This is a genomic window from Xanthobacter sp. NM-59 (assembly GCF_021401125.1).
In the GTDB taxonomy this organism is placed as follows: domain Bacteria; phylum Pseudomonadota; class Alphaproteobacteria; order Rhizobiales; family Xanthobacteraceae; genus Xanthobacter.
In genome coordinates, this window is record NZ_JACBFQ010000010.1 from 1 (window position 1) to 21,863 (window position 21,863).

Sequence of the window (21,863 nt, forward strand, 5' to 3'; positions counted from 1 at the left end):
AAGCTCCGGAGTTCGTTAGACCGCCTAGTCTCTTAATAATCCCCGCCCCTCTCAGAGCAGAGATCCGCAAGGACTACGCCGTCCACGTTTCTCTTTCTTCATTCCAACTTGTCAAACAGCACGAGAGCCGGCAGCCCTCAACCTATTGCCCCCGACAGGGGCGACACTTCATCCTCCGGCTTTTTAGCCGGCGATTTCACGCCAGTCAAGTCGTGAGAAGCGTCGGAGACGCGCTTTCAACCGCCGGTTTGCGTCGGCGGCGTCAGCGCGTCATCGATGGGCGGTTTATAGGGGACACCCTGCCCGCTGTCAACACTGCCTAGCTCGCAAAAATGAAACGCCAATGACGGTGTGGACAAATTGCGGCTGCACAGCACCAAAAGTACGCACCTGCAACGAGTTTGCCGCTGTGGAAAAATTCTCAGCGGGTCAGCTTGCGCCACAGGCGGTCGCGCGAACTTTCGGAAATCGAGGTCAGGGTCGGCGGTTCACGCGCGCGCGCGTTCTCTATTTTCTGAGCACCTTCCGAAGGCCGAAGAGCGTTCACGAAAACGTGGAAGGCACGGAGACAGAGGGCATCGGCGGGCGTGCGAAGGGACGATGCGGCAACGCGTTACGAGGCCGCGCCATGCTTTCGCCGCGAGTCGAGGATCTCATCCGGCCTGCTTGACGATGCCGGGGTTGCGTTGACGAGGGCAGTGTCGAGAGGCATTGTCCGCGCACCTGCAAGAGATGCGTCGCGGGACGAAACGGTGCGCCGCAGCGACCTGAAGGGACGGAATGTATCAACGACGATCAGCAGCCGCTTGGCGCGATTCCGGAAGCGCGGCCGGTCTCGGTGAGGACCCGCCGCTTGGCGTCGATGGCGACGAGGAAGAGATCGATCGGCGCCGTGTTTCGGTGCGCTGGTTCGCTGCGACGCTGCTGACGGCACTGTGCGGTTCGTTCCTGATGGGAGGCGCGGTCTATGCCGCGCTCGATGGTGAACACCGCCTGGCGCTTATGCCGGAAAAGATTCGCACCACCCTGCGCAACGCGCTGGCTGTCGGTGAGCGGCCCACGAATGCTTCCCGGAAGGGCGATCGCATGTCGCTGCTGAGCGACAGCTCGAACGCGCGGCAGACGTTCCGGGTTTCCACGGCCACCAAGGTGGGCGACCGTGAGATCATCAAGGTGCGGCCCTTCACGCGCGTGGCCGCCAACTTAGCCATGTCGACCACGTCGGTGTCGGCCAATATTCCCCGTTTCAACCCCGCGCAGCTGGTGGCCGATTCCACGGCCAGGGAGGAAGCCGCCCCGCAGGCGGAGCCGACCGGCGAGGTGACGGTGGTGATGCGCGAGCTGACTTCGGTTCCGCCCCATACGAAGCTGGGCGCCACCGTCCCCATGGAGAGCGTGCTGGTTAAGGTCCGGGAGATCGCGGAGCTGGCGCGCAGCCAGCCGGGCGTGCTGCCGGAGGCGATCGTCGGTACCAGCGCGCATTTCTCACCCAATGCGCCCTATCTGTCCTACGCCAGCGTGGGGCAGGATCTTGGTGCCGCCGCAGCACCGGCCCCCCGCGACAATATCAGCTTCGTGCCCAAGACTTCGGCGGAGACGTCTGGCGGCAATGACTGGTCGGACACGACCGTGGTGGTGAAGAAGGGAGACACCATCGTCTCCATCCTCACCGATGCGGGCGTGTCAAAGGAGGATGCCCGCGCGCTGGCAGCCGCATTCAAGCGCGGCAAGGATGGCATTGTGAAAGACGGGCTGCGGCTGCGCATGCTGCTGCAGCAGGAGGGCAGCCGGATCCTGCCGCTGCGCGTCTCGCTTTTCAGCGATTCGGGTCACGAAGGCACCATTGCGCTGTCCGACCGCAACGAGTTCGTGAACGTGCCGGAGCCCGCCGAAACGGAGATGGCCGGCGTTTCCGAGGATGCGGACGACGACAGCGGGCCGGGCGTGCGCCTCTACGAGAGCATCTATGAAACGGCCCTGCGCAACGAGGTGCCCCGCTCGGTGATCGCGGATCTCATCCGGGTCTACTCGTTCGACGTTGATTTCCAGAAACGTGTGCGCTCGGGTGACAATTTCGAGGTGCTGTACTCGGACGACCCCTCGGGCAATAACGAGGTGCTGTTCGCGGCTCTTACCCTCGGCAATGACACCAAGCGCTACTACCGTTTCCAGACATCGGATGATGGCGTCATCGATTATTATGACGAGGACGGCAAGAGCGCGAAGAAGTTCCTGGTGAGAAAGCCGCTGAGCGGCGGCATCATGCGCTCTCCCTTCGGCTATCGCCGACATCCCATCCTGGGCTACTCCAAGCTCCACACGGGCGTTGACTGGGCGGACGCCATCGGCACCCCGATCTATGCCGCCGGCAATGGCACCATCATCTATGCCAACTGGAAATCCGGCTATGGCAAGCACACGGAGATCCAGCACGCCAACGGCTATGTCACCACCTATTCGCACCAATCGGGCTTTGCCCGTGGCATTCGCGAGGGGATGCAGGTCCGCCAGGGGCAGCTCATCGGCTATATCGGCTCCACCGGCCTGTCGACCGGCCCGCATCTGCACTACGAAGTGAAGATCAACGGCAATTTCGTGGATCCCATGCGCATCAAGCTGCCGCGCGGGCGCGCCCTTTCGGGCAAGTTCCTGGCGGAGTTCGGCAAGGAGCGCGAACGCATCGATGCCCTGATGAACCACGGGCCGGTGCCACCCAAGGTGGCTGGCGTTTCCGCCTCCGGCAAACCGGCGCGCGAAGCGAGCAACTGAGGCCCATTCGCGCGCGGCGGATCCCGCTTCGCAGGAGGCGGGGAAAGTGCACCGGGCGCGGCGCCACGCCGCCGCGTTTCGGGCCGTGTGGTGCAGGAAAGTCATTTCCTGTTCGCCTCCGGGAAGCGAGAATGGACGCCTTGCATCCTGACAAGAGCATCCCATGACCCGCCTCGCCCGCCGCACCCTTTGCGCCGCCCTGCTTGCCGCCGCCCTCCCCTTCGTGTGCCAGCCGCTCGCCGCAACGGCCGCCCCGGTGGATGATTATTTCGCGGTCCGCGACAAGGCCATCGCCACGGCCCTTGCCGCGGCGAATGCGGGCAAGAATGGCGATGACGATGTCATCAAGGCGGAAGAAGCCGCGCGCCAGGATCTGGCCAAGCGCATGTCAGCCTTGGTTGGGCCCCTTAAGCTGAAGGGCTTGGGCAACCCCACTTATACCCTCGACGTCTTCGTTTATGGCGACGACCTGGGCACCACCCAGCTCGACGGCATGGCGCTGACCGACAAGAACGAAACCACCCGCGTAGTGGTGACGCCGGAGCCGGTGCTGCAAGCCTGGCTCACCGCGCGCGCCAAGGACAAGGACGCTCCCGCCGCGGCGCGAGGAGGCCTCAAGGCGCTTCCCAATACCGCCTATCTGGTCAACAACAGCCTCGTTAATCCGGGCGGCGGCTTCATTCCCTATACCGCCCTTGCCGTGACCGCCGCGCCGGGGGAAACGGCCTATGCCAATCTCGGCCTCTACACCGATGAAGCCCCGGCCGACACCCCGCCCAATACCATCGTAGTGGTGCGGGTGGCCGATGGACGGGCCGTTCTGGGCATGATGCCGGTGACCCTGGACGCGAAGGTGCCGGCCGCCTGCACGCAGGTCTGGAAGCCCTACGATGTAAAAATTCAGGCGCTCCTGAAGGCGACTGAGACGGTAAGCGACCTGGAGGATCCCCGCTTCGCGGAGCTGTCGAAGCTGGAGGAGGAAGGCGCCGCCGCCTTCCAGGCCTGCTTTGCAAAGGCCCCGGAAAGCCAAGCCGCCCTCGCCGCGGCGACCAAGCGCGCCGAAGCCTTTCTCGACACCCTGCGCGGCCGGTGACAAAGCCGCTCCCCGCTGCGTCAATGGCGCGGCGGGGAGCTGGCGGAATATGGTCCCCTCAGCGCTTGGATTTCGCGCGGGTCGGGCCAGAATGCCGGAACGGCAAAGGCCGCGGCGCCGCGGCGATGATTCCCTTTTTCGAACTCTGCCCGCTTTTCTCGAACGCGCCAGGAGGCCGACATGAGCCGGATCGCACAGCATCGCCCCGCCCCCCAGCTCTGCCGGCGTGGCCTGGCCCGTCTGGCGGCGGCAACCCTGGTGGCGGGCCTTGCGCTCTTGCCAAGCATCGCGACGCCAGCGGGGGCAGCCACAGTCGAAGATTACATCGCGGCCCGCGACAAGCTCGCGGCTGAGATCGCCGGCGCGGTCCGGGCCGGTGAGAGCGAGGACGCGGTGGACAGGCGCAATGCCGCCGCCGTCAAGGATCTCCAGGCGCGCATGGAAGCCTTGCTGGGTCCGGTGTCGTTCCCGGGCACACAAAGCACGCCCATCTTCCTGCCCACCACGCTCATTCCCGAATTCCTGGAATCGCAGCAGCCGGACGGCCTGCTATTCTCCAGCGACGATTATCTGACCCGCGTTTTCATCTCGCCCGAGCCGGTGTTTCTCAACTGGCTCGGCAACCGCGGCAAGGCTCCGGACGCCCCCGCCGCCCTGCGCTCCGGCATGGGCGACGCCATGGGCTCCGGGCCGCTCTACAATGCGGTGATGGGTGCCGATGCGGCCTTCGTGAAATACATGGACCTGCCGGTGGCGACCGGGACGGGGGAGAGCGTCAATGCCGCCCTCGGCCTGTTCACCCAGACGGGCGCCCAGAACGATGCGCCCAACACTATCGTCTTCACCCGCGTGGCCGACGGGCGCGTGGTGGTGGGTGCCACCGAGGTGAAGGGGGATATTCCCCCCTTCCCGGCCTGCGACAAGATCTGGGATAGTTTTGAGGACAAGGCCAAGGCGCTGATCGTCGCCGCCGAAAAGTCGAAGAACGACCAGGATCCGCGCTGGCAGGAATCCACCAAGGTGGAGGAGGAAGGCGCGGCGGCCTATCGCGCCTGCTTCGTGAAGGAGGCGCCGTCCCAGCCCTTCTTCCAAGAGGCCACGAAACGGGCGCAGGAGTTGCTCGCGACGGCGCGCGGCAAATAACGCGACACCTGAGGATGTGGGCAGCATGCGATCCCGCTCGTGCCGCCCGGAAAGAGGCTGCGCCGGCCGGCACGTTCCTGAGGATGCGGTCCAACGCCGCTTCATCCATGTGGTCGCGCGGGGATGAAGGCTCATCGCGGATGCCCGAGGGCGGAGCGCGTTTGCGGGCAAGCGGTGCGCCGCGCCCCGGCGGAAATGGTCGCCCGGCTCGCAAAAGCGGCGGCGCGGCCCGTCCGGTCCCAGTCGCGAACGAGCGTCGCCCGTACGAGAGGCGATGGCAACGCAGGGGAAGCGGGTGGCGTCTTCCAGCGACCGGCGGAATGCCCGCAGCGCACTTTCCGCCATGGCGAATCTCGCTGCGAGTGGCGGAACCGGCGGGGCCCCGTCCATCGGCCAGAACGCGTGTCGTTCAAGACGCGTGTCGGGCAGGCCGCGCTCGAAAATCTCCGGCGCCGGCAGAAGCTCCATCGCGATGGGCATCGTCCGTGTCCGGCCAGACCATCTTCAACAGCCTGACTAAGCCGTTGTCTCCACGCCAAGCGCAATTCCCTGCGCTCGAGACGCCTTGGCCGTCGCGACACCGTGGCCATGGCGAAAAAAAGGCCCTCCGCAGGGGAGGGCCTCGTTATCTTCAGCCTTACAGCTCAGCCGCCGGGTCAGGCCGCCTCTTCCACACCGGTCGCCTCGCCCAGGAAGGTGAGGTGGCCGTCTTCCAGGCCGATATGAACCGTGGTGCCATCCAGGATGTCGCCGGCGAGGATCTTCTCGGCGAGCGGGTCCTGCACCAGTTTCTGGATGGTCCGCTTCAGCGGGCGCGCGCCATAGGCCGGGTCGTAGCCCTTGTCTCCCAGGAAGTGCCGCGCCTCGGGCGAGAGCTCCAGGGTGATCTTGCGATCCTCCAGCAGCTTCCTGAGGCGGCCCATCTGGATATCGACGATGGTGTCCATCTGGTCCCGCTTCAGGCGGTGGAACATGACGATCTCGTCGATGCGGTTGATGAATTCGGGGCGGAAGTGATGCCGCACCGCATTCATCACCAGATCATAGGCCTCCTCGTCGGACACCACCTCTTCCTTGCCGTCCACCTTGAAGCCCATGGGCTGGCGCGGATCGGCCAGGAACTCGGCCCCGAGGTTGGAGGTCATGACGATGAGCACGTTGCGGAAGTCCACCGTGCGCCCCTGCCCGTCCGTCAGGCGCCCGTCGTCGAGCACCTGCAGCAGGACGTTGAAGACGTCCGGATGGGCCTTCTCCACCTCGTCGAACAGCACCACCTGATAGGGCCGGCGCCGCACGGCTTCGGTGAGGGCGCCGCCCTCGTCATAGCCCACATAGCCGGGAGGGGCACCGATGAGCCGGCTCACGGAGTGCTTCTCCATGTATTCCGACATGTCGATGCGCACCATGGCGGTCTCGTCGTCGAACAGGAACTCCGCCAAAGCCTTGGTGAGCTCCGTCTTGCCGACGCCGGTGGGGCCGAGGAACAGGAACGAGCCGATGGGCCGGTTCGGGTCCTGGAGCCCGGCGCGAGCCCGGCGCACGGCGGTGGAGACGGCGGCAACCGCCTCCGACTGGCCAACCACGCGCTTGGCCAGCTCCAATTCCATGCGCAGCAGCTTCTCGCGCTCGCCTTCCAGCATCTTGTCCACGGGCACGCCGGTCCAGCGGGAGACGACGCCGGCAATGTGGTTGGGTGTCACCGCCTCTTCCACCATGCCGCCGGCCGCGCCCACCTTCTCCATCTCGGCCAGGCGCTTCTCCAGCTCCGGGATCACCGAATAGGTGAGCTCGCCGGCCTTCTGGTACTCGCCCTGCCGCTGCGCGGTCTGAAGATCGGCGCGGGCCTGGTCGAGCTTGGCCTTGACGGTGGTCGCCTCGCCCAGCTTCTCCTTGTCCGACTTCCACTTGGAGGTGAGGACGGCCGCCTTCTCCTCCAGCTCCGCCAGCTCCTTTTCAAGCTTGGCCAAGCGGTCCTTGGAAGCGGTGTCGGTCTCCTTCTTCAGGGCCTCCTGCTCGATGCGCAGGCGGACGATCTCACGGTCGAGATTGTCCAGCTCCTCGGGCTTGGAATCCACCTGCATGCGCAGGCGGGAGGCGGCCTCGTCCACAAGGTCGATGGCCTTGTCGGGCAGGAAGCGGTCGGTGATGTAGCGGTTCGAGAGCACCGCCGCCGAAACCAGCGCCGAGTCGGTGATCCGCACGCCGTGGTGCAGCTCATACTTCTCCTTCAGGCCGCGCAGGATGGAGACGGTATCCTCCACCGTGGGCTCGGAGACGAAGACGGGCTGGAAACGACGGGCCAGGGCCGCGTCCTTCTCCACATGCTTGCGATACTCGTCGAGGGTGGTCGCGCCGACGCAGTGCAGCTCGCCACGGGCCAATGCCGGCTTCAGGAGGTTGGACGCATCCATGGCGCCATCGGTCTTGCCGGCGCCCACCAGGGTGTGCATCTCGTCGATGAACAGGATGATGCCGCCTTCGGCCGACTGCACCTCATTGAGCACGCTCTTCAGGCGCTCCTCGAACTCGCCGCGATACTTCGCGCCAGCGATGAGGGAGCCCATGTCGAGGGCGAGCAGGCTCTTGCCCTTCAGGCTCTCCGGCACGTCGCCATCGACAATGCGGCGGGCGAGGCCCTCCACAATGGCGGTCTTGCCGACGCCGGGCTCGCCGATGAGCACGGGATTGTTCTTGGTGCGGCGCGCCAGGACCTGGATCGTGCGGCGGATCTCCTCGTCGCGGCCGATCACCGGGTCGAGCTTTCCGTCGCGCACGGCCTGGGTCAGGTCGCGGGCATACTTCTTCAGCGCGTCATAGGCGTTCTCTGCGGTGGCGGTGTCCGCGGTGCGGCCCTTGCGCAGGGCCTCGATGGCCGAATTCAGAGCCTGGGGAGTCAGGCCGGACTTGGCCAGGATCTTGCCGGCCTCGGTGTCCTTCTCGATGGCGAGGGCGAGCAGCATGCGCTCGACGGTGACATAGCCGTCACCCGCCTTCTTGGCCGCCTGCTCGGCGGTCTCGAAAACCTTCGCGATGGGCTGGGAAAGGTAGACCTGCCCCGAGCCGCCGGAAACTTTCGGCAGCTTGTTCAGCGCCGCTTCCACATCGGCGCGCACCAGCGTGGGATTGCCGCCCGCACGCTGAATGAGACCGGAGCACAGGCCCTCGGGATCATCCATCAGCACCTTGAGCAGATGCTCCGGCACGAACTGCTGATGGCCTTCCCGAACCGCCAGCGACTGGGCCGACTGGACGAAGCCACGCGCGCGCTCGGTGTAGATGTCGAAATTCATGTATCTCCTCCTTCTCGCGTCCCGTCACCTTCTGGCGAAGCATGCGGAACACGCTGGGGCGCGGCCCCGGTATCCCCGGCAACCGCCGCGCGAGGCCTCCCCGGTTTCCCGTGGCCTTCCTTGCGCCGAAGCTCATGTGGGTGTGACTTGGCGGCAACGGAAGAGGGGTCGGCGACGAAATCGAGAATAACAGCCCCGTCCCCGCTTGCCCCTGGATTTGCCCCAGAATCGCACCCGAGCCCCGCCCCTGATCCCCATGTTGCCGGAGAGGAAAACGGGTTGACGCGCGCGCCGCCGGATGGGAACCGCAGGCAGCTTTGCCCCGAGGCTCCGCCATGCCCATCGACGCCCCATCTCCCCTCGCCCCCACCGTGACGGACCTTGCGCCCGCCACCGTCGCCGCGCTCTACCGCCACCCGGTGAAGGGCCTTTCGCCCGAGCCGGTGGAGAGGGTGCGGCTCACGGCCGGCGCCTTCTTTCCGGTGGATCGGCTCTATGCCGTGGAGAACGGCCCCAGCGGCTTCGATGCCGCCGCCCCCTCCTACCGGCAGAAGACCGCCTTCCTCATGCTCATGCGCGACACCCGCCTCGCCGCGCTGGAGAGCCGCTATGACGAGGCGAGCTGCATGCTCAGCCTGTGGATGGAAGGCGTGGAGGCGGCCTGCGGCGACCTCTCCACGGAGGAAGGGCGCGCCCATATCGCCGCCTTCCTCACCTTCTATATGGGCGAGGAGGCCCGCGGCCCGCTGCGCGTGCTGACGGCGCCGGCGGGGTTCCGCTTCACCGATTCCCTGCGCTCGGGCTTTGTCTCGCTGCTCAATCTCGCCAGCGTGCGGGATCTTTCCGAGCGCATGGGGGCGGAGCTGAGCCCGCTGCGCTTCCGCATGAACATCCACCTCGAGGGCTGGCCTGCCAATGCCGAGCTGGAGCTGAAAGGCCGCGAGCTGGACATGGGCGGGGCGCGGCTGGCCATCCTGAAGCGCACGGAACGCTGCGCCGCCGTCAATGTGAACCCCGAGCGGGCCGCGCGCGACCTCAACGTGGTGAAGGCCCTGGTGCAGGCCTATGGCCACGCCGATTGCGGCACCTATGCGAAGGTCGTGCGCTCGGGCGAGGTCCGCATCGGCGACAGCGTCCGCATCGTGCGCCCCGAGGACCCGGATCGCGAATGACACAAATACGTTGAAGAGCAGCGCTATATGCTGCGAACAGGCGGCTTGCGCCGACCGCGGCGACGCGAATGGCCGCTTCAGAGCACGAACACCAGGGGGAAGCGATGTCGGACACGGCGGCCACGGGACACGTCTATAATGTGCTTTTCCTGTGCACCCGCAACGCTGCCCGCTCCATCATGGCCGAGGCGATCCTGAACAAGGACGGGCACGGGCGCTTCCGCGCCTTTTCCGCCGGCACCCATCCGGGCAATGGCGTGCACCCGCTGGCCATCCTCACCCTGCACCGCTTCGGCTATCCCACCCAGGGGGTGCGGCCCAAGAGCTGGAACGAGTTCGCCAAGCCCGATGCCCCGCAGATGGATTTCATCATCACCGTCTGCGACGACGCGGCCGGCGAGGAATGTCCCGACTGGCCCGGGCACCCCATCACCGCGCATTGGGGCATCGAGAACCCGGCGCTGGTGGAAGGCACGAGCGTCGAGAAGGAAGCCGCCTTCAACCGCGCCTTCCATTATCTGAAGACCCGCATCTCCGTGTTCGATGCCCTGCCGGTGGCGAGCCTCGACAAGATGGCTCTTCACACCCGGCTGCTCGCCATCGGCCAGCTGGAAGGCGCCAGCGCCGCCGTGCGCGCCTGATCGCATCGGCGCGTACCGGGGCAGGAGGCTTGACGTTCCGGCCCGCGCAGCGCACTAGAGGGCATGGAACCGGCAAGCCTCGCTTTTTTCGCGGCCGTGCTGGCACTGGGCGCCGCAAGCCCCGGTCCGGCAGTGGTAGCCGTGGTGACGCGCACGCTCGCCCGCGGCCGCAAGGGTGCGCTTGCCTTCATTCTGGGCTTGGCCTGCGGCGATGTGCTGTGGCTGGGCTGCGCGGCCCTGGGCCTTGCGGCCCTGGCGGCTTCGCTCGGCAACCTGTTCTTTGTGATCCGCCTCGCCGGCGCCGTTTATCTGCTCCATATGGCCTGGCGCCTCTGGACGGCTCCGGCTCCGGCCGCCGATGAGGCTCCGGCGCCCGCGCCGCAATCGGGGCTCGGCCTTTATGGCGCGGGCCTGGCCCTTTCCCTGGGCAATCCGAAGACCATGGCGTTCTATCTCGCCCTGCTGCCCACCCTGATGGATCTGACTTCCGTCTCGGCTCTGGGTTTCGGCGAAATGAGTGCCCTCGCACTGGTGATCGTGACCCTGGTCCTGGCCGCCTATGTGCATCTGGCGGACCGCGCGCGGCGCTTCATCGCCTCGCGCCGCGCCATGCGCGCCTTGAACCGCGTCTGCGGCGCCGCCCTGGCCGGGGCGGCGGTGAGCGTCGCCACCAAATAACCGCGTGTTTGCGCTAGATTCGCAACAAGCTGCTAACCGATTCGAGACCCGATATGGCCGAACCCGTGCCCGCACAGTCCCCCGACGATTACGGCGCCCAATCCATCCAGGTTCTCAAGGGCCTGGATGCGGTGCGCAAGCGTCCGGGCATGTATATCGGCGACACCGACGACGGCTCGGGCCTGCATCACATGGTCTACGAGGTGGTGGACAACGCCATCGACGAGGCCCTGGCCGGCTGGGCCCATGAGGTCACTGTCACCCTCAATGCCGACGGCTCGGTGACCGTGACCGATGACGGGCGCGGCATTCCCACCGACCTGCACCCGGAAGAGGGCGTCTCGGCGGCTGAGGTCATCATGACCCAGCTGCACGCGGGCGGTAAGTTCAACCAGAACTCCTACAAGGTTTCCGGCGGCCTGCACGGGGTGGGCGTTTCGGTGGTGAACGCCCTTTCCACCTGGCTTGACCTGACCATCTGGCGCGATGGCAAGGAACACTTCATGCGCTTCCGCCATGGCGATGCGGAAGCCCCCCTGAAGGTGGTGCGGGACGCGCCCGAGCACGCGCGCGGCACCAAGGTCACCTTCCTGCCGAGCCCCGAGACCTTCACCAAGATCGAGTTCGACTACGCCACCCTCGAGCACCGGTTGCGCGAGCTGGCCTTCCTGAATTCCGGCGTCCTCATCGTGCTGACCGACGCGCGCGGCCCCGAGCCGAAGCGCGAGGAGCTGCACTATGAAGGCGGCATCGAGGAGTTCGTGAAGTATCTCGACCGTTCCAAGACCGCCCTCATCCCCAAGCCCGTGGTGATCCGCGCCGAGCGTGACGGCATCACCGTGGAGGCGGCGCTTTCGTGGAACGATGGATACCACGAGAACGTACTGTGCTTCACCAACAACATTCCGCAGCGTGATCGCGGCACCCATTTCACCGGCTTCGCCGCGGCGCTGACCCGGCAGGTGATTGGCTATGCCACCGCCTCCGGCATCGCCAAGAAAGAGAAGGTGGACCCCACCGGCGAGGATTGCCGCGAAGGCCTCACCGCAGTGCTCTCGGTGAAAGTGCCGGATCCGAAATTCTCCTCCCAGACCAAGGACAAGCTGGTGTCCTCGGAAGTTCGCCCGGTGGTGGAAAGCCTGGTGGGCGACGCGCTGAGCACCTGGTTTGAGGAAAATCCCGGTGAGGCCAAATCGGTGATCGGCAAGGTGGTGGAAGCCGCCGCCGCCCGCGAGGCCGCCCGCCGGGCGCGTGACCTGACCCGCCGCAAGAGCCCGCTCGACATCGCCTCCCTGCCCGGCAAGCTCGCGGACTGCCAGGAGCGCGACCCGGCCAAGTCCGAACTGTTCCTGGTCGAGGGCGATTCCGCAGGAGGCTCCGCCAAGCAGGGCCGAGATCGCGCCTTCCAGGCGGTGTTGCCCCTGCGCGGCAAGATCCTGAACGTGGAGCGCGCCCGGTTCGACAAGATGCTGTCTTCCGAGCAGATCGGCACGCTCATCACCGCGCTCGGCACCGGTATCGGCCGCGACGACTTCGACCTTTCGAAGCTGCGCTACCACAAGATCATCATCATGACCGACGCGGACGTGGACGGCGCCCACATCCGCACCCTGCTGCTCACCTTCTTCTTCCGGCAGATGCCGCAGATCGTGGAAGCGGGAAACCTCTTCATCGCCCAGCCGCCCCTTTACAAGGTCACCCGCGGCAAGTCCGAGACCTACCTCAAGGACGAGAAGGCGCTTGAGGATTACCTGACCACCGCCGGCCTGGAGGAGGCCTCCCTGCGGGTGGCCAATGGCGAGGTGCGCATCGGCGCCGACCTGGCGCAGCTGCTGGAGGTGGCGCGCCACTTCCGCGGCACGCTGCACGCTCTGCACCCCCGCTACAACCGGGCGGTGGCCGAACAGGCCGCCCTGGCGGGCGCGCTCTCCACCGCCGTGGCCTCCGACATCGAGCATGCGGGCCGCGCCGCTGAACGCGTGGCCGAGCGCCTCAACACCCTGGCGGAAGAAACCGAGCGCAGCTGGACCGGTACCGCGGACGAGACCGGCTTCACCTTCTCCCGCATGGTGCGGGGCGTGCAGGAAGTGGCGCGGCTTGATGCCGCCTTCATCACCTCGCCGGAGGCGCGCCGGCTGGACACCCTCTCGCAGGAACTCGAAGGGGTGTTCACCGAAGCCGCCATCTTGAAGCGCAAGGGTGACGAGGCGCTCCTGCACGGCGCGGTAGACCTGTTCGACGCCGTCACCGACGCCGGCCGCAAGGGCCTCTCCCTGCAGCGCTATAAAGGCCTGGGCGAGATGAACCCGGAGCAGCTCTGGGAAACCACCCTGGACAGGAACGCCCGCACCCTGCTGCAGGTGAAGGTGAAGGAAGTGGACGCGGCCGACGACCTCTTCAACCGCCTGATGGGCGACGTGGTGGAACCGCGCCGCGAATTCATCCAGGAAAACGCCCTGCGCGCCAGCGTGGACGTGTAAGGCCCCCTGCGACCGCACGAAGCGACCGCCGTCAGGGGGCGGTCGGGGTTTCATCGGGAATCCATATGGCGGCGGTCTCATCGCCATATGGTCGGGCCCGCCCTTCCAGCGCCTCGATGCCCACCCACGCGCAAACGACGGCATCAAGCTGGTCCTCGTAGGCCTTCAAGGCGGCTCCGCGCGCACTCGCATCCGGCAACGGCAGCGCCGACAGAACGCTGGCAATGCGCTCCTCCAGCTTCCGCGTGATGACGCGCCATGTCTCCAGCAGGCGCACCCGGCGCTCCGCGATCGGCAGACCCGGCCAGTAGCTCCGTGTCCTGCCGGCCTTGTAGGGCAGCCGTTCGCGCGCTCCGGTCAGGCTGAGCAGCGCCGGATGGGGGTAGACCTCGATGAGGCAAGGCGGCGAAACACGGGTGGTGCACAGAGCGTAGCCGTCTTGCATCAGGCGCGCCTGAAGGTCGCGACCCACGGCGCCCGGCCGCGTCGCGCTCGGCGTGTGTGTCGCGCACTTCCGGGTGCCATAGGCGTGTGACACCGCGTCGTCCGCCGCCCGCCGGCCCGTGATAGGCGCACGCGACAGGGGCATGTCCACCGCGACCACGGCCGTCGGCGCCCCCGCCAGCCGGCCAGCCGCCGCCGTCAGCGAGGCGGATTCCCCGGTGGCTTCAAGAAAGGCACCGTAAGAGCCGGCGACCAGGTTCAGACGCCACTGACGGCCCTCCCGCGACACCACGGCAACGCCGCTCGGATTGGACGGGGTCCAGGCGGCATCGATGCCCAAAACCGCAAGATCCGTCATGGCCTCCCCTGGCGCGCGGCCAAAACGTGCAAGACTCGCCTCGCGATATTGCCGCGTTCTTTCGGCTTTGCCAGAAAGGGGCACCAGAGGGAACAGCATGACCACGTCCAGCCCGCAGACCTTCCGCTCCGTCGCCGCCGGGGAGCTCACCGCTGATCAGGCGGCCGTCGAGCACAAGGCTCTCGCCCTGGAAATCGCCAGCCACGACGCCGCCTATTACCGCGAAGACGCCCCCCTCATCTCGGACGCGGACTATGATGCCCTGCGCCGGCGCTATGAGGAGATTGAGCAGCGCTTCCCGGCCCTCGTGGGCGCCGACAGCCTGTCGAGGAAGGTCGGCGCCGCGCCGGTGGAGAAGTTCGGCAAGGTCACCCATCAGGTGCCCATGCTCTCGCTGGCGAATGCCTTTACCGATGAAGAGGTTGAGGAGTTCGTGGGCCGGGTGAAGCGCTTTTTGGGCCTCAGCGAGAGCGAGGAAGTCGCCTTCACGTCCGAGCCCAAGATTGACGGCCTCTCCTGCTCCCTGCGCTATGTGCAGGGTCGCCTCACCGTCGCCGCCACACGCGGAGATGGGTCCGAGGGCGAGGACGTGACCGCCAATGTGCGCACCATCACCGAGATCCCCCAGGAGATCACCGGCGCCGATGTGCCCGACATCATCGATGTGCGCGGCGAGGTCTATATGGCGGTGGCCGATTTCGAGGCGCTGAACGCCCGCCAGGAGGCCGCCGGGGAAAAGATGTTCGCCAATCCGCGCAATGCCGCCGCCGGATCCCTGCGCCAGCTCGACCCTTCCGTCACCGCCGCCCGGCCGCTGAAATTCTTCGCCTATGCCTGGGGCGAGGCCACCACTTTGCCCGCCGACACACAGATGGGCATGGTCGAGACCTTCGCGCGCTGGGGCTTTCCCACCAATCCGCTGACGGTGGTTGTGAAATCCGCCCGCGAGCTGGTCGCCCATTATCACGGCATCGAGGAGCGCCGCGCCACCCTCGGCTATGACATTGACGGCGTCGTCTACAAGGTGAACGCGCTGGAGCTGCAGCGCCGGCTCGGCTTCGTGTCGCGCTCGCCGCGCTGGGCCATCGCCCACAAATTCCCCGCGCAGCAGGCCGTGACGTTGCTGGAGGATATCGAGATCCAGGTGGGCCGCACCGGCGCGCTCACCCCCGTGGCGAAGCTCGCGCCCATCACGGTGGGCGGCGTCGTCGTCTCCTCCGCGACCCTGCACAATGAGGACGAGATCCAACGCAAGGACATCCGCATTGGCGACACGGTCGTGGTGCAGCGCGCCGGCGACGTGATCCCCCAGGTGGTGCGGGTGCTGGAGGATCGCCGGCCCGAAGGGGCCACATCCTATGTGTTCCCCACCCTCTGCCCCGTCTGCGGCTCCCATGCCGTGCGTGAGGTGGATACCAAGACCGGCAAGATGGACGCGGTGCGCCGCTGCACCGGCGGCCTCATCTGCCCGGCCCAGATGGTGGAGCGCCTGCGCCACTTCGTGTCCCGCAACGCCTTCGATATCGAAGGGCTGGGCGAGAAGCAGGTGCAGGCCCTCTATGAGTGGGAGCTCATCCGCTCCCCCGCCGACATCTTCACCCTGGAGGAGCGCAACACCGCCTCGCTCCAGCGGCTGGAGAACCGGGAGGGCTGGGGCAAGACCTCCGTTAAGAACCTGTTCGCGGCCATCCAGTCGCGGCGGCAGGTGGCGGTGGATCGGTTCGTGTTCGCCCTCGGCATCCGCCATGTGGGAGAGACCAACGCCAAGCGCCTCATGCGTCATTTCGGCACCGTGGAGGCACTGGAAGAGGTGGCGCTCGCCGCCGAAATGCCCGGCGAGGTCCATCCCAAGGGCAATGCCGCATGGCAGGAGCTGATCGCCATCGACGGCATCGGCGACGTGGTGGCGGAAGCGGTCATCGAGTTCTTCGGCGAGCCCAATAATCGCGAGGTGCTGAAGGCCCTTCTCGCTCATGTGACGCCGGAGCCCATGGAGGCGGTGGCGGCGGCAAGCCCCGTTTCCGGCCAGACCGTGGTGTTCACCGGCTCGCTGGAGCGCATGACCCGTGACGAGGCCAAGGCCATGGCTGAGCGGCTGGGGGCGAAGGTGGCGGGTTCCGTCTCCGCCAAGACCAATCTGGTGGTGGCCGGCCCCGGCGCCGGCTCCAAGCTGGAAAAGGCCCAGGCCCTGGGCGTGAAGGTCATCACCGAGGACGAATGGTTCGAGCTGGTGGGCTGACCCCCATGGTTTCCACCGCCGGCGGCGAGGTGGTATAGGATCGTTCCAATGTGAGCGGCAGCGCGCCGGCCAAAGGCGCGCTGGTGGCGCCCACGCGGGGGGGCTTGTTCCCCCAAAGGATCGCATCTTTGCGGACCGCGTCTTCGTGAACCGCCCACCGCCTCACTCGAAACGCCAGAGCGCCGAGCTGCCATGACCTCCTTCACCGGTCCCGCCTCTTCCGCACACGCCCGCCCGCCGCGCGTGGGGCTGTTCTGCACCTGCCTCGTGGACACGCTGCGCCCGTCGGTAGGGTTCGCGGCGGCCAAGCTGCTGGAGGAGGCCGGCTGCGAGGTGGACGTGCCGCGCCAGACCTGCTGCGGCCAGCCCGCCTTCAATTCCGGCGATCGCGCCACCGCCCGCGCTTTGGCGGAACAGACCATCGCCGCCTTCGAGAGCTTCGATTACGTGGTCGCTCCCTCCGGCTCCTGCGCGGGCATGATGAAGACCCATTATGCCGAGCTGTTCGCCGGCGAGCCGGATGGGATGATCCGCGCCGAGCATTTCTGCGCCAAGGTTTACGAGCTCGTCTCCTTCCTGGTGGACGTGATGGGGATGACCTCCGTCACCGCCCGCTATGAGGGCGTCGCCACCTATCACGACAGCTGCTCGGGCCTGCGCGAGCTCAAGGTGAAGGACCAGCCGCGCACGCTGCTCGCCTCGGTGGAGGGCCTCACCCTCAATGAGATGGCGGATGCGGACACCTGCTGCGGCTTCGGCGGCACCTTCTGCGTGAAATATCCCGACATCTCCAACGCCATCGTGGGCAAGAAGGCGGACAATGTCGTGGCCTCGGGAGCCGACACCCTGCTGGCGGGCGACCTCGGCTGCCTCATGAACATGGCCGGCAAGCTGCAGCGCGAGGGGCACCAGATCGCCGTGCGCCATGTGGCCGAAGTGCTCGCCGGCATGGGCGACGGACCCGCCATCGGCGTCGCGAAAAAGGATTGAGGAGAGAGGCCATGAGCATCGCCATCACCTCGCCCCAGCTGAAGGAAAACGCGGCAGAGGCGCTGAAGGACGCCCAGCTGCAGGAAGCCCTGGCCAAGGTGGGCCCCGGCTTCATCGGCAAGCGCGCGGCGGCCGCCGCCGCGATGCCGGAATTCGATGCCCTGCGCGACAGCGCACGGGACATCAAGAACCACACGCTGGCCCATCTCGACCTCTATCTGGAGCGCTTCGAGGAGAAGGTCCGCGAGGCCGGCGGCCACGTGCATTACGCAGTGGACGCGGCGGACGCGCGCGCCATCATCACCGACATCTGCAAGCGCCTCTCCGCGAAGACGGTGACCAAGGGCAAGAGCATGATCTCGGAAGAGATCGGCCTCAACGACCACCTGGAAGCCCAGGGCATCATTCCGGTCGAGACCGATCTCGGCGAATACCTCATCCAGATCCGGCATGAGACGCCGTCCCACATCATCGCCCCGGCCATCCACCTCAACAAACGGCAGGTGGAAGCGGACTTCCGCCGCGTCCATACCGACCTGCCGGCAGACCGCGACCTCACCGAGCCCACCTCCCTGCTGGCGGAGGCGCGCGGTGAGCTGCGCCAGAAGTTCCTGGTGGCCGATGTGGGCATCACCGGCGCCAATTTCCTCATCGCCGAAACGGGCACCTCCGTGCTCGTGACCAATGAGGGCAATGGCGACCTCACCCAGACCCTGCCCAAGGCGCACATCGTGCTCGCCTCGCTGGAAAAGCTGGTCCCCACGCTGGAGGACGCCACCCAGCTCCTGCGCGTGCTCGCCCGCTCGGCCACCGGGCAGGACATGAGCGTTTACACCACCTTTTCCACCGGCCCGCGCCGGCCGCAGGATGGCGACGGGCCGGGCGAATACCACGTGGTGCTGCTGGACAATGGCCGCTCCGCCATGCTGGAGGGCGAACTGCGCGAGATGCTGCGCTGCATCCGCTGCGGCGCCTGCATGAACCATTGCCCGGTCTATCACGCCATCGGCGGCCATGCTTATGGCTGGGTCTATCCCGGCCCCATGGGCTCGGTGCTCACCCCGTCCCTCATCGGTGTGGAGAAGGGCGCCAACCTGCCCAATGCCTCCACCTTCTGCGGCCGGTGCGAGGAAGTGTGCCCGGTGCGCATTCCCCTGCCCAAGCTCATGCGCCATTGGCGGGAGAAGGAGTTTGAGCGCCATCTCACCCCCGCGCCCCAGCGCTATGGCCTGAAGGTGTGGAGCTTCTTCGCCACCCGCGGCTGGCTCTACCGGCCAGCGACCCGCCTCGCCATGGCGGCGCTGTCGCTGCTGGGGCGGAGCAAGGGCCGCTTTTCCAGCCTGCCGCTGGCGGGCGGATGGACGAAATATCGCGATTTTCCCGCCCCCGAGGGCGACACCTTCCAGGCCCAGTGGCGCGCCCGCAAGGCCTCCAGCCGGAGCAACGCGGCATGAGCACGTCCCGCGATATCGTTCTTGCCTCCGTTCGCCGCTCCCTTGGCGTCACCTCCGGGGAGGCGCCCCGCCGCCAGGCGGTGGATGACCGGCTGAAGGGCCACCCGGCCGGCGTGGTGCCCGCGCGCGGCCAGCTTGCGCCAGCCGAGCGGCTCGCTTTGTTCAAGGACAAGGTGGTGGCCGCCGCGGCCACCCTTGACCACCTGCCCTCCACTGCGGAGGTGCCCGGCGCCATCGCCGCCTATCTGCGCGCGCGCAACCTGCCGGCCACCCTGCTGCGCGGCGCCGACCCGCGCCTGGCGGCCCTGCCGTGGCAGAACGAGCCCCAGCTCGATGTCTGGATCGGCCCGTCCGACGGGCGCCAGCTGGTGGGCCTGTCCCATGCCCTGGGCGGGGTGGCCGAATCAGGCACGCTGGTGCTGCTCTCGGGCCCGGACAACCCGACCACCCTCAATTTCCTGCCCGACCATCACCTTGTGGTGGTGGATGCCCGCGACGTGGCTGGCGATTACGAGACCCTGTGGACCCGCATCCGCGCGCTGTTCCCCGAAGGGCCGCTCCCGCGCGAGGTGAACTGGATCACCGGCCCGTCCCGCTCGGCGGACATTGAGCAAACCCTGCTGCTGGGCGCCCACGGGCCGCGCAGCCTGCATGTTCTGCTGGTGGGGGAAGCCGGCTAAGCGGCCTTCACCCTTCGGAACATGATGCCTTCGCGCAACGGGTGGCTGGCAAAATGCCGCGACCGTCCAACTGTTGCCAGCGTTAACCAAACTTGGGTTGCCGCCCGGCCAAATTGGCGGCAGAACTCGATCAACACGATCCAGGGTGCCCAAATGCCATTGAGCTTGCGCTTCGCCGTGGCGCTGTTCGCAGCGCTGTTCCTCACCGTCACCGGACGACCCGCTGCCGCTCAAGGCACCCCGCACGTCTACCTCATGCGCGGCCTCGCCAACGTCTTCTCCTATGGCATGGATGATCTCGCGGCCAAGCTCAATGCCCGCGGCATTCCCGCCACCGTCTATGAATATGGCCAGTGGGAGCAGGTCGCGGCCCAGGCCTCGGCCGTGAGCAAGGCCGATCGCGGCTCGCCCATCATCATCATCGGTCATTCCCTCGGCGCCGATGCCGCGATTGAGGCCGGTGAGCGGCTGACCGCCCTCGGCACGCCGGCCAAGCTGGTGGTCACCTTCGATCCGGTCGGGGTCACCAGCGTGGGCGCCGCCTCCGGCAAGTTCGTGAACTACTACCAGTCGAACAACGGCTACGGGAAGCGCCTCACCGCCGGGCCCGGCTTCCGTGGCCGGCTCGTCAATCGCAATCTCGACAGCGTCGCCGCGCTCGATCATTTCAATATCGAGAAGTCGCCGGCCCTCCATTCGGAGGTCATCGCCTCGGTCCAGTCCTTGAAGGCGCGGCCGAAGCCGAAGCCGGCCCCTGCCGCCCCTGCGGTCGCGCCCTCCTCCCAGGCCGCGGCTTCCCCGGCGACGCCTGCTTCCGCCACCACCTCCGGCGAGCGCGCAGCGGCGGCCTCCAGCCAAAAGGCCATGTGAGTTCGAAGGGGCGGACGGCATTCCCTTTGGGAATGGACAGGACTTCCGCCCCCGCCATCCAGATAAAGGGCCGCGCCTCCCGGTGGAGGTTGCGGCCCTTGGCTTTTCCGGCATGCCCATCCACGCCCCGGCCGTTTAGAGCGAGTTGGAAGCGGGTGCCCGCCCAAGATGCGCCGCCTTCAATGACCTGGAGCGCTTTCTTATTCCGTAAGGGCGCGGCGATGCGCCCGGCATCCGCCGGCGCGCTTGGCAGATGCCGGGGAGATTCGACCGGGGCGCGCCCCCTGGGCGCATGCCTTAGGGTCCCCGCCCACCATGCTTACCAGACAAACGCGCGTGCCCCTTGAGATCGCTTGCCCTTGAGATCGCGTGCTCCTGAGCCAGGTGCATCTTGGGATCCGGCAGCTCAAGGATCGGGTGACCCGGGCTCCTAGGGCTTGGCCTCAGAAGACTTGGTCCCAGGTAGCTAGGCCCAGGTCGCTGGGCTCAGGTGGCTTGGGACAGAAGGCTGGGCTCAGGGCAGGAAGGCGCGGGTGGCGGCGGCCACGGCCATGGCGGCGGCTACGGGGATGATGTCGTTGCGCACCAGCTTCGCGGTGATCACGGCGGCGGCAAGGCCGGCAATCATGCCCTTGTCACCATGCACCGCGCCCGGCGCCAGCAGCGCCACCAGCACCGATCCGGGCAGGCAATCCAGCACCTTGCGCACCCGCGGCGTGACCGGGATGAGGCGCATGAGGAAGAAACCCGCCGTGCGGTTGAACACGGTGGCGAGGGCCATCACCAGGATGGCGAGCAGCGTGCCCCCATCAACGCTCATCGGTGAAGCCTCCGGCCAGGGCACCGGCCAGCGCGCCGATGACGATGAACCACCAGCCCGGCAGCAGGAAGGACACGACGATGGCGACCGCCGCCGCCACGCCCCAGCCCACCGCCTCGCGCCGGCCGCGCCAGTTGGGCAGCAGCATGGCGATGAAGAAAGCGGGCACCACCAGATCCACCCCCACGGCCTTCGGATCGGGAATGCCGCCGCCCACCACATGGCCGGCGAGGGTGCCGAGCACCCAGATGACCCAGGTGACGAACCCCGCGCCGATGAAATAGCCCACATCCCAGCCGCCCTGGGCGTGGTAGCGCATGGCGAGCGCCCAGTTGTTGTCGGCCAGCAGCACCAGCGAGGAATAGGACTGCCACGCCGGCAGCGGCGCGAACCAGGGCCGAAGCGAGGCCGCCATCAGCACGTGGCGCATGTTCACCGTCATGGTGAGGAAGCCGAGCGCCAGCAGCGAAGCGGCCGTCCAATGGGTGGACCAGCCCTCCAACGCCACCATCTGGGCCAGGCCCGCGAACACGAGGCCGCTGAACAGGCCGGCCTCGGCCAGGCTCAGCCCCTTCTGGGCGGCGGCGGCACCGAAGGCCATGGCGAACACCACCAGCCCCGGCATGAGCGGAAAGATGGTGCGCGCGCCATCAAGGCAGCCCGCGAGCGTGAGCGTGGTTTGGGTGTGGGCAGAGCGGGGCATGGGGACACGATGAAGCGGAGGGACAACCTTTATGGCCTG

General features: G+C 67.1%; 16 protein-coding genes. 12 read left to right on the top strand and 4 right to left on the bottom strand.

Annotated elements, in window-relative coordinates; genetic code table 11:
- Positions 1 to 780 precede the first annotated feature (780 nt).
- From L0966_RS16640 to L0966_RS16650, 3 genes are all read left to right on the top strand, one after another.
- Positions 781 to 2,769: a M23 family metallopeptidase gene (locus tag L0966_RS16640; RefSeq protein WP_234053091.1), complete on the top strand. Its 1,989-nt coding sequence runs from the start codon at positions 781 to 783 to the stop codon at positions 2,767 to 2,769.
- A gap of 163 nt (positions 2,770 to 2,932) precedes the next feature.
- On the top strand, positions 2,933 to 3,862 hold the full coding sequence (locus L0966_RS16645) for a hypothetical protein (RefSeq protein WP_234053092.1): 930 nt from the start codon (positions 2,933 to 2,935) through the stop codon (positions 3,860 to 3,862).
- Positions 3,863 to 4,042: 180 nt separating this feature from the next.
- Positions 4,043 to 5,005 (top strand): hypothetical protein, encoded by a 963-nt coding sequence (locus tag L0966_RS16650; protein ID WP_234053093.1) that lies wholly within the window; start codon positions 4,043 to 4,045, stop codon positions 5,003 to 5,005.
- A gap of 656 nt (positions 5,006 to 5,661) precedes the next feature.
- Here L0966_RS16650 and clpB read toward each other — a convergent pair.
- The gene (gene clpB / locus L0966_RS16655; RefSeq protein ID WP_234053094.1) at positions 5,662 to 8,295 is read right to left on the bottom strand and encodes an ATP-dependent chaperone ClpB; all 2,634 of its coding nucleotides are present in this window, start codon (positions 8,293 to 8,295) and stop codon (positions 5,662 to 5,664) included.
- A 335-nt stretch (positions 8,296 to 8,630) separates the two neighbouring features.
- Here clpB and L0966_RS16660 point away from each other — a divergent pair, with 335 nt between their 5' ends.
- The 4 genes from L0966_RS16660 (at position 8,631) to gyrB (ending at position 13,266) form a co-directional block, all read left to right on the top strand.
- A complete protein-coding gene (locus L0966_RS16660; RefSeq protein ID WP_234053095.1) occupies positions 8,631 to 9,467 on the top strand; it encodes an MOSC domain-containing protein in 837 nt (278 codons plus the stop codon).
- Between the two features lie 104 nt (positions 9,468 to 9,571).
- Positions 9,572 to 10,108 (top strand): arsenate reductase ArsC, encoded by a 537-nt coding sequence (locus L0966_RS16665; RefSeq protein WP_234053096.1) that lies wholly within the window; start codon positions 9,572 to 9,574, stop codon positions 10,106 to 10,108.
- 63 nt (positions 10,109 to 10,171) lie between these two features.
- Complete coding sequence (locus L0966_RS16670; protein WP_234053097.1) at positions 10,172 to 10,786, top strand: LysE family translocator; 615 nt, start codon at positions 10,172 to 10,174, stop codon at positions 10,784 to 10,786.
- Positions 10,787 to 10,839: 53 nt separating this feature from the next.
- Positions 10,840 to 13,266 (top strand): DNA topoisomerase (ATP-hydrolyzing) subunit B, encoded by a 2,427-nt coding sequence (gene gyrB / locus L0966_RS16675; protein ID WP_234053098.1) that lies wholly within the window; start codon positions 10,840 to 10,842, stop codon positions 13,264 to 13,266.
- A 31-nt stretch (positions 13,267 to 13,297) separates the two neighbouring features.
- Here the strand turns inward: gyrB and L0966_RS16680 are convergent, their stop codons facing one another.
- Positions 13,298 to 14,068, bottom strand: coding sequence for a DUF429 domain-containing protein (locus tag L0966_RS16680; protein ID WP_234053099.1), 771 nt, complete (start codon positions 14,066 to 14,068; stop codon positions 13,298 to 13,300).
- A gap of 97 nt (positions 14,069 to 14,165) precedes the next feature.
- Between L0966_RS16680 and ligA the strand changes: the two genes are divergently transcribed.
- The 5 genes from ligA (at position 14,166) to L0966_RS16705 (ending at position 20,301) form a co-directional block, all read left to right on the top strand.
- Complete coding sequence (gene ligA / locus L0966_RS16685) at positions 14,166 to 16,307, top strand: NAD-dependent DNA ligase LigA (RefSeq protein ID WP_234053100.1); 2,142 nt, start codon at positions 14,166 to 14,168, stop codon at positions 16,305 to 16,307.
- A 192-nt stretch (positions 16,308 to 16,499) separates the two neighbouring features.
- Positions 16,500 to 17,297, top strand: a complete 798-nt coding sequence (locus L0966_RS16690; RefSeq protein WP_234053101.1) for a (Fe-S)-binding protein — start codon at positions 16,500 to 16,502, stop codon at positions 17,295 to 17,297.
- Positions 17,298 to 17,308: 11 nt separating this feature from the next.
- Entirely contained in the window at positions 17,309 to 18,751 is a 1,443-nt protein-coding gene (locus L0966_RS16695; RefSeq protein WP_234053102.1) for a LutB/LldF family L-lactate oxidation iron-sulfur protein, read from the top strand.
- Positions 18,748 to 19,431, top strand: coding sequence for a lactate utilization protein (locus L0966_RS16700; protein ID WP_234053103.1), 684 nt, complete (start codon positions 18,748 to 18,750; stop codon positions 19,429 to 19,431). Before L0966_RS16695 ends, L0966_RS16700 begins: the two co-directional genes overlap by 4 nt.
- A 153-nt stretch (positions 19,432 to 19,584) precedes the next feature.
- Positions 19,585 to 20,301: a hypothetical protein gene (locus L0966_RS16705; protein WP_234053104.1), complete on the top strand. Its 717-nt coding sequence runs from the start codon at positions 19,585 to 19,587 to the stop codon at positions 20,299 to 20,301.
- A gap of 514 nt (positions 20,302 to 20,815) precedes the next feature.
- Here L0966_RS16705 and L0966_RS16710 read toward each other — a convergent pair.
- Entirely contained in the window at positions 20,816 to 21,121 is a 306-nt protein-coding gene (locus tag L0966_RS16710; protein WP_234053105.1) for an AzlD family protein, read from the bottom strand.
- Complete coding sequence (locus tag L0966_RS16715; protein WP_234053106.1) at positions 21,111 to 21,824, bottom strand: AzlC family ABC transporter permease; 714 nt, start codon at positions 21,822 to 21,824, stop codon at positions 21,111 to 21,113. Before L0966_RS16715 ends, L0966_RS16710 begins: the two co-directional genes overlap by 11 nt.
- Between the last annotated feature and the right edge of the window lie 39 nt (positions 21,825 to 21,863).

Excerpts from the sequence above, each read along its gene's own strand:
- gyrB (WP_234053098.1), top strand. The coding sequence starts at position 10,840 with ATGGCCGAACCCGTGCCCGCACAGTCCCCCGACGATTACGGCGCCCAA.
- L0966_RS16695 (WP_234053102.1), top strand. The coding sequence starts at position 17,309 with ATGAGCATCGCCATCACCTCGCCCCAGCTGAAGGAAAACGCGGCAGAG.
- L0966_RS16700 (WP_234053103.1), top strand. The coding sequence starts at position 18,748 with ATGAGCACGTCCCGCGATATCGTTCTTGCCTCCGTTCGCCGCTCCCTT.
- L0966_RS16710 (WP_234053105.1), bottom strand. The coding sequence starts at position 21,121 with ATGAGCGTTGATGGGGGCACGCTGCTCGCCATCCTGGTGATGGCCCTC.
- L0966_RS16645 (WP_234053092.1), top strand. The coding sequence starts at position 2,933 with ATGACCCGCCTCGCCCGCCGCACCCTTTGCGCCGCCCTGCTTGCCGCC.
- L0966_RS16650 (WP_234053093.1), top strand. The coding sequence starts at position 4,043 with ATGAGCCGGATCGCACAGCATCGCCCCGCCCCCCAGCTCTGCCGGCGT.
- L0966_RS16640 (WP_234053091.1), top strand. The coding sequence starts at position 781 with ATGTATCAACGACGATCAGCAGCCGCTTGGCGCGATTCCGGAAGCGCG.
- clpB (WP_234053094.1), bottom strand. The coding sequence starts at position 8,295 with ATGAATTTCGACATCTACACCGAGCGCGCGCGTGGCTTCGTCCAGTCG.
- L0966_RS16660 (WP_234053095.1), top strand. The coding sequence starts at position 8,631 with ATGCCCATCGACGCCCCATCTCCCCTCGCCCCCACCGTGACGGACCTT.
- L0966_RS16690 (WP_234053101.1), top strand. The coding sequence starts at position 16,500 with ATGACCTCCTTCACCGGTCCCGCCTCTTCCGCACACGCCCGCCCGCCG.
- L0966_RS16680 (WP_234053099.1), bottom strand. The coding sequence starts at position 14,068 with ATGACGGATCTTGCGGTTTTGGGCATCGATGCCGCCTGGACCCCGTCC.
- ligA (WP_234053100.1), top strand. The coding sequence starts at position 14,166 with ATGACCACGTCCAGCCCGCAGACCTTCCGCTCCGTCGCCGCCGGGGAG.
- L0966_RS16705 (WP_234053104.1), top strand. The coding sequence starts at position 19,585 with ATGCCATTGAGCTTGCGCTTCGCCGTGGCGCTGTTCGCAGCGCTGTTC.
- L0966_RS16670 (WP_234053097.1), top strand. The coding sequence starts at position 10,172 with ATGGAACCGGCAAGCCTCGCTTTTTTCGCGGCCGTGCTGGCACTGGGC.
- L0966_RS16715 (WP_234053106.1), bottom strand. The coding sequence starts at position 21,824 with ATGCCCCGCTCTGCCCACACCCAAACCACGCTCACGCTCGCGGGCTGC.
- L0966_RS16665 (WP_234053096.1), top strand. The coding sequence starts at position 9,572 with ATGTCGGACACGGCGGCCACGGGACACGTCTATAATGTGCTTTTCCTG.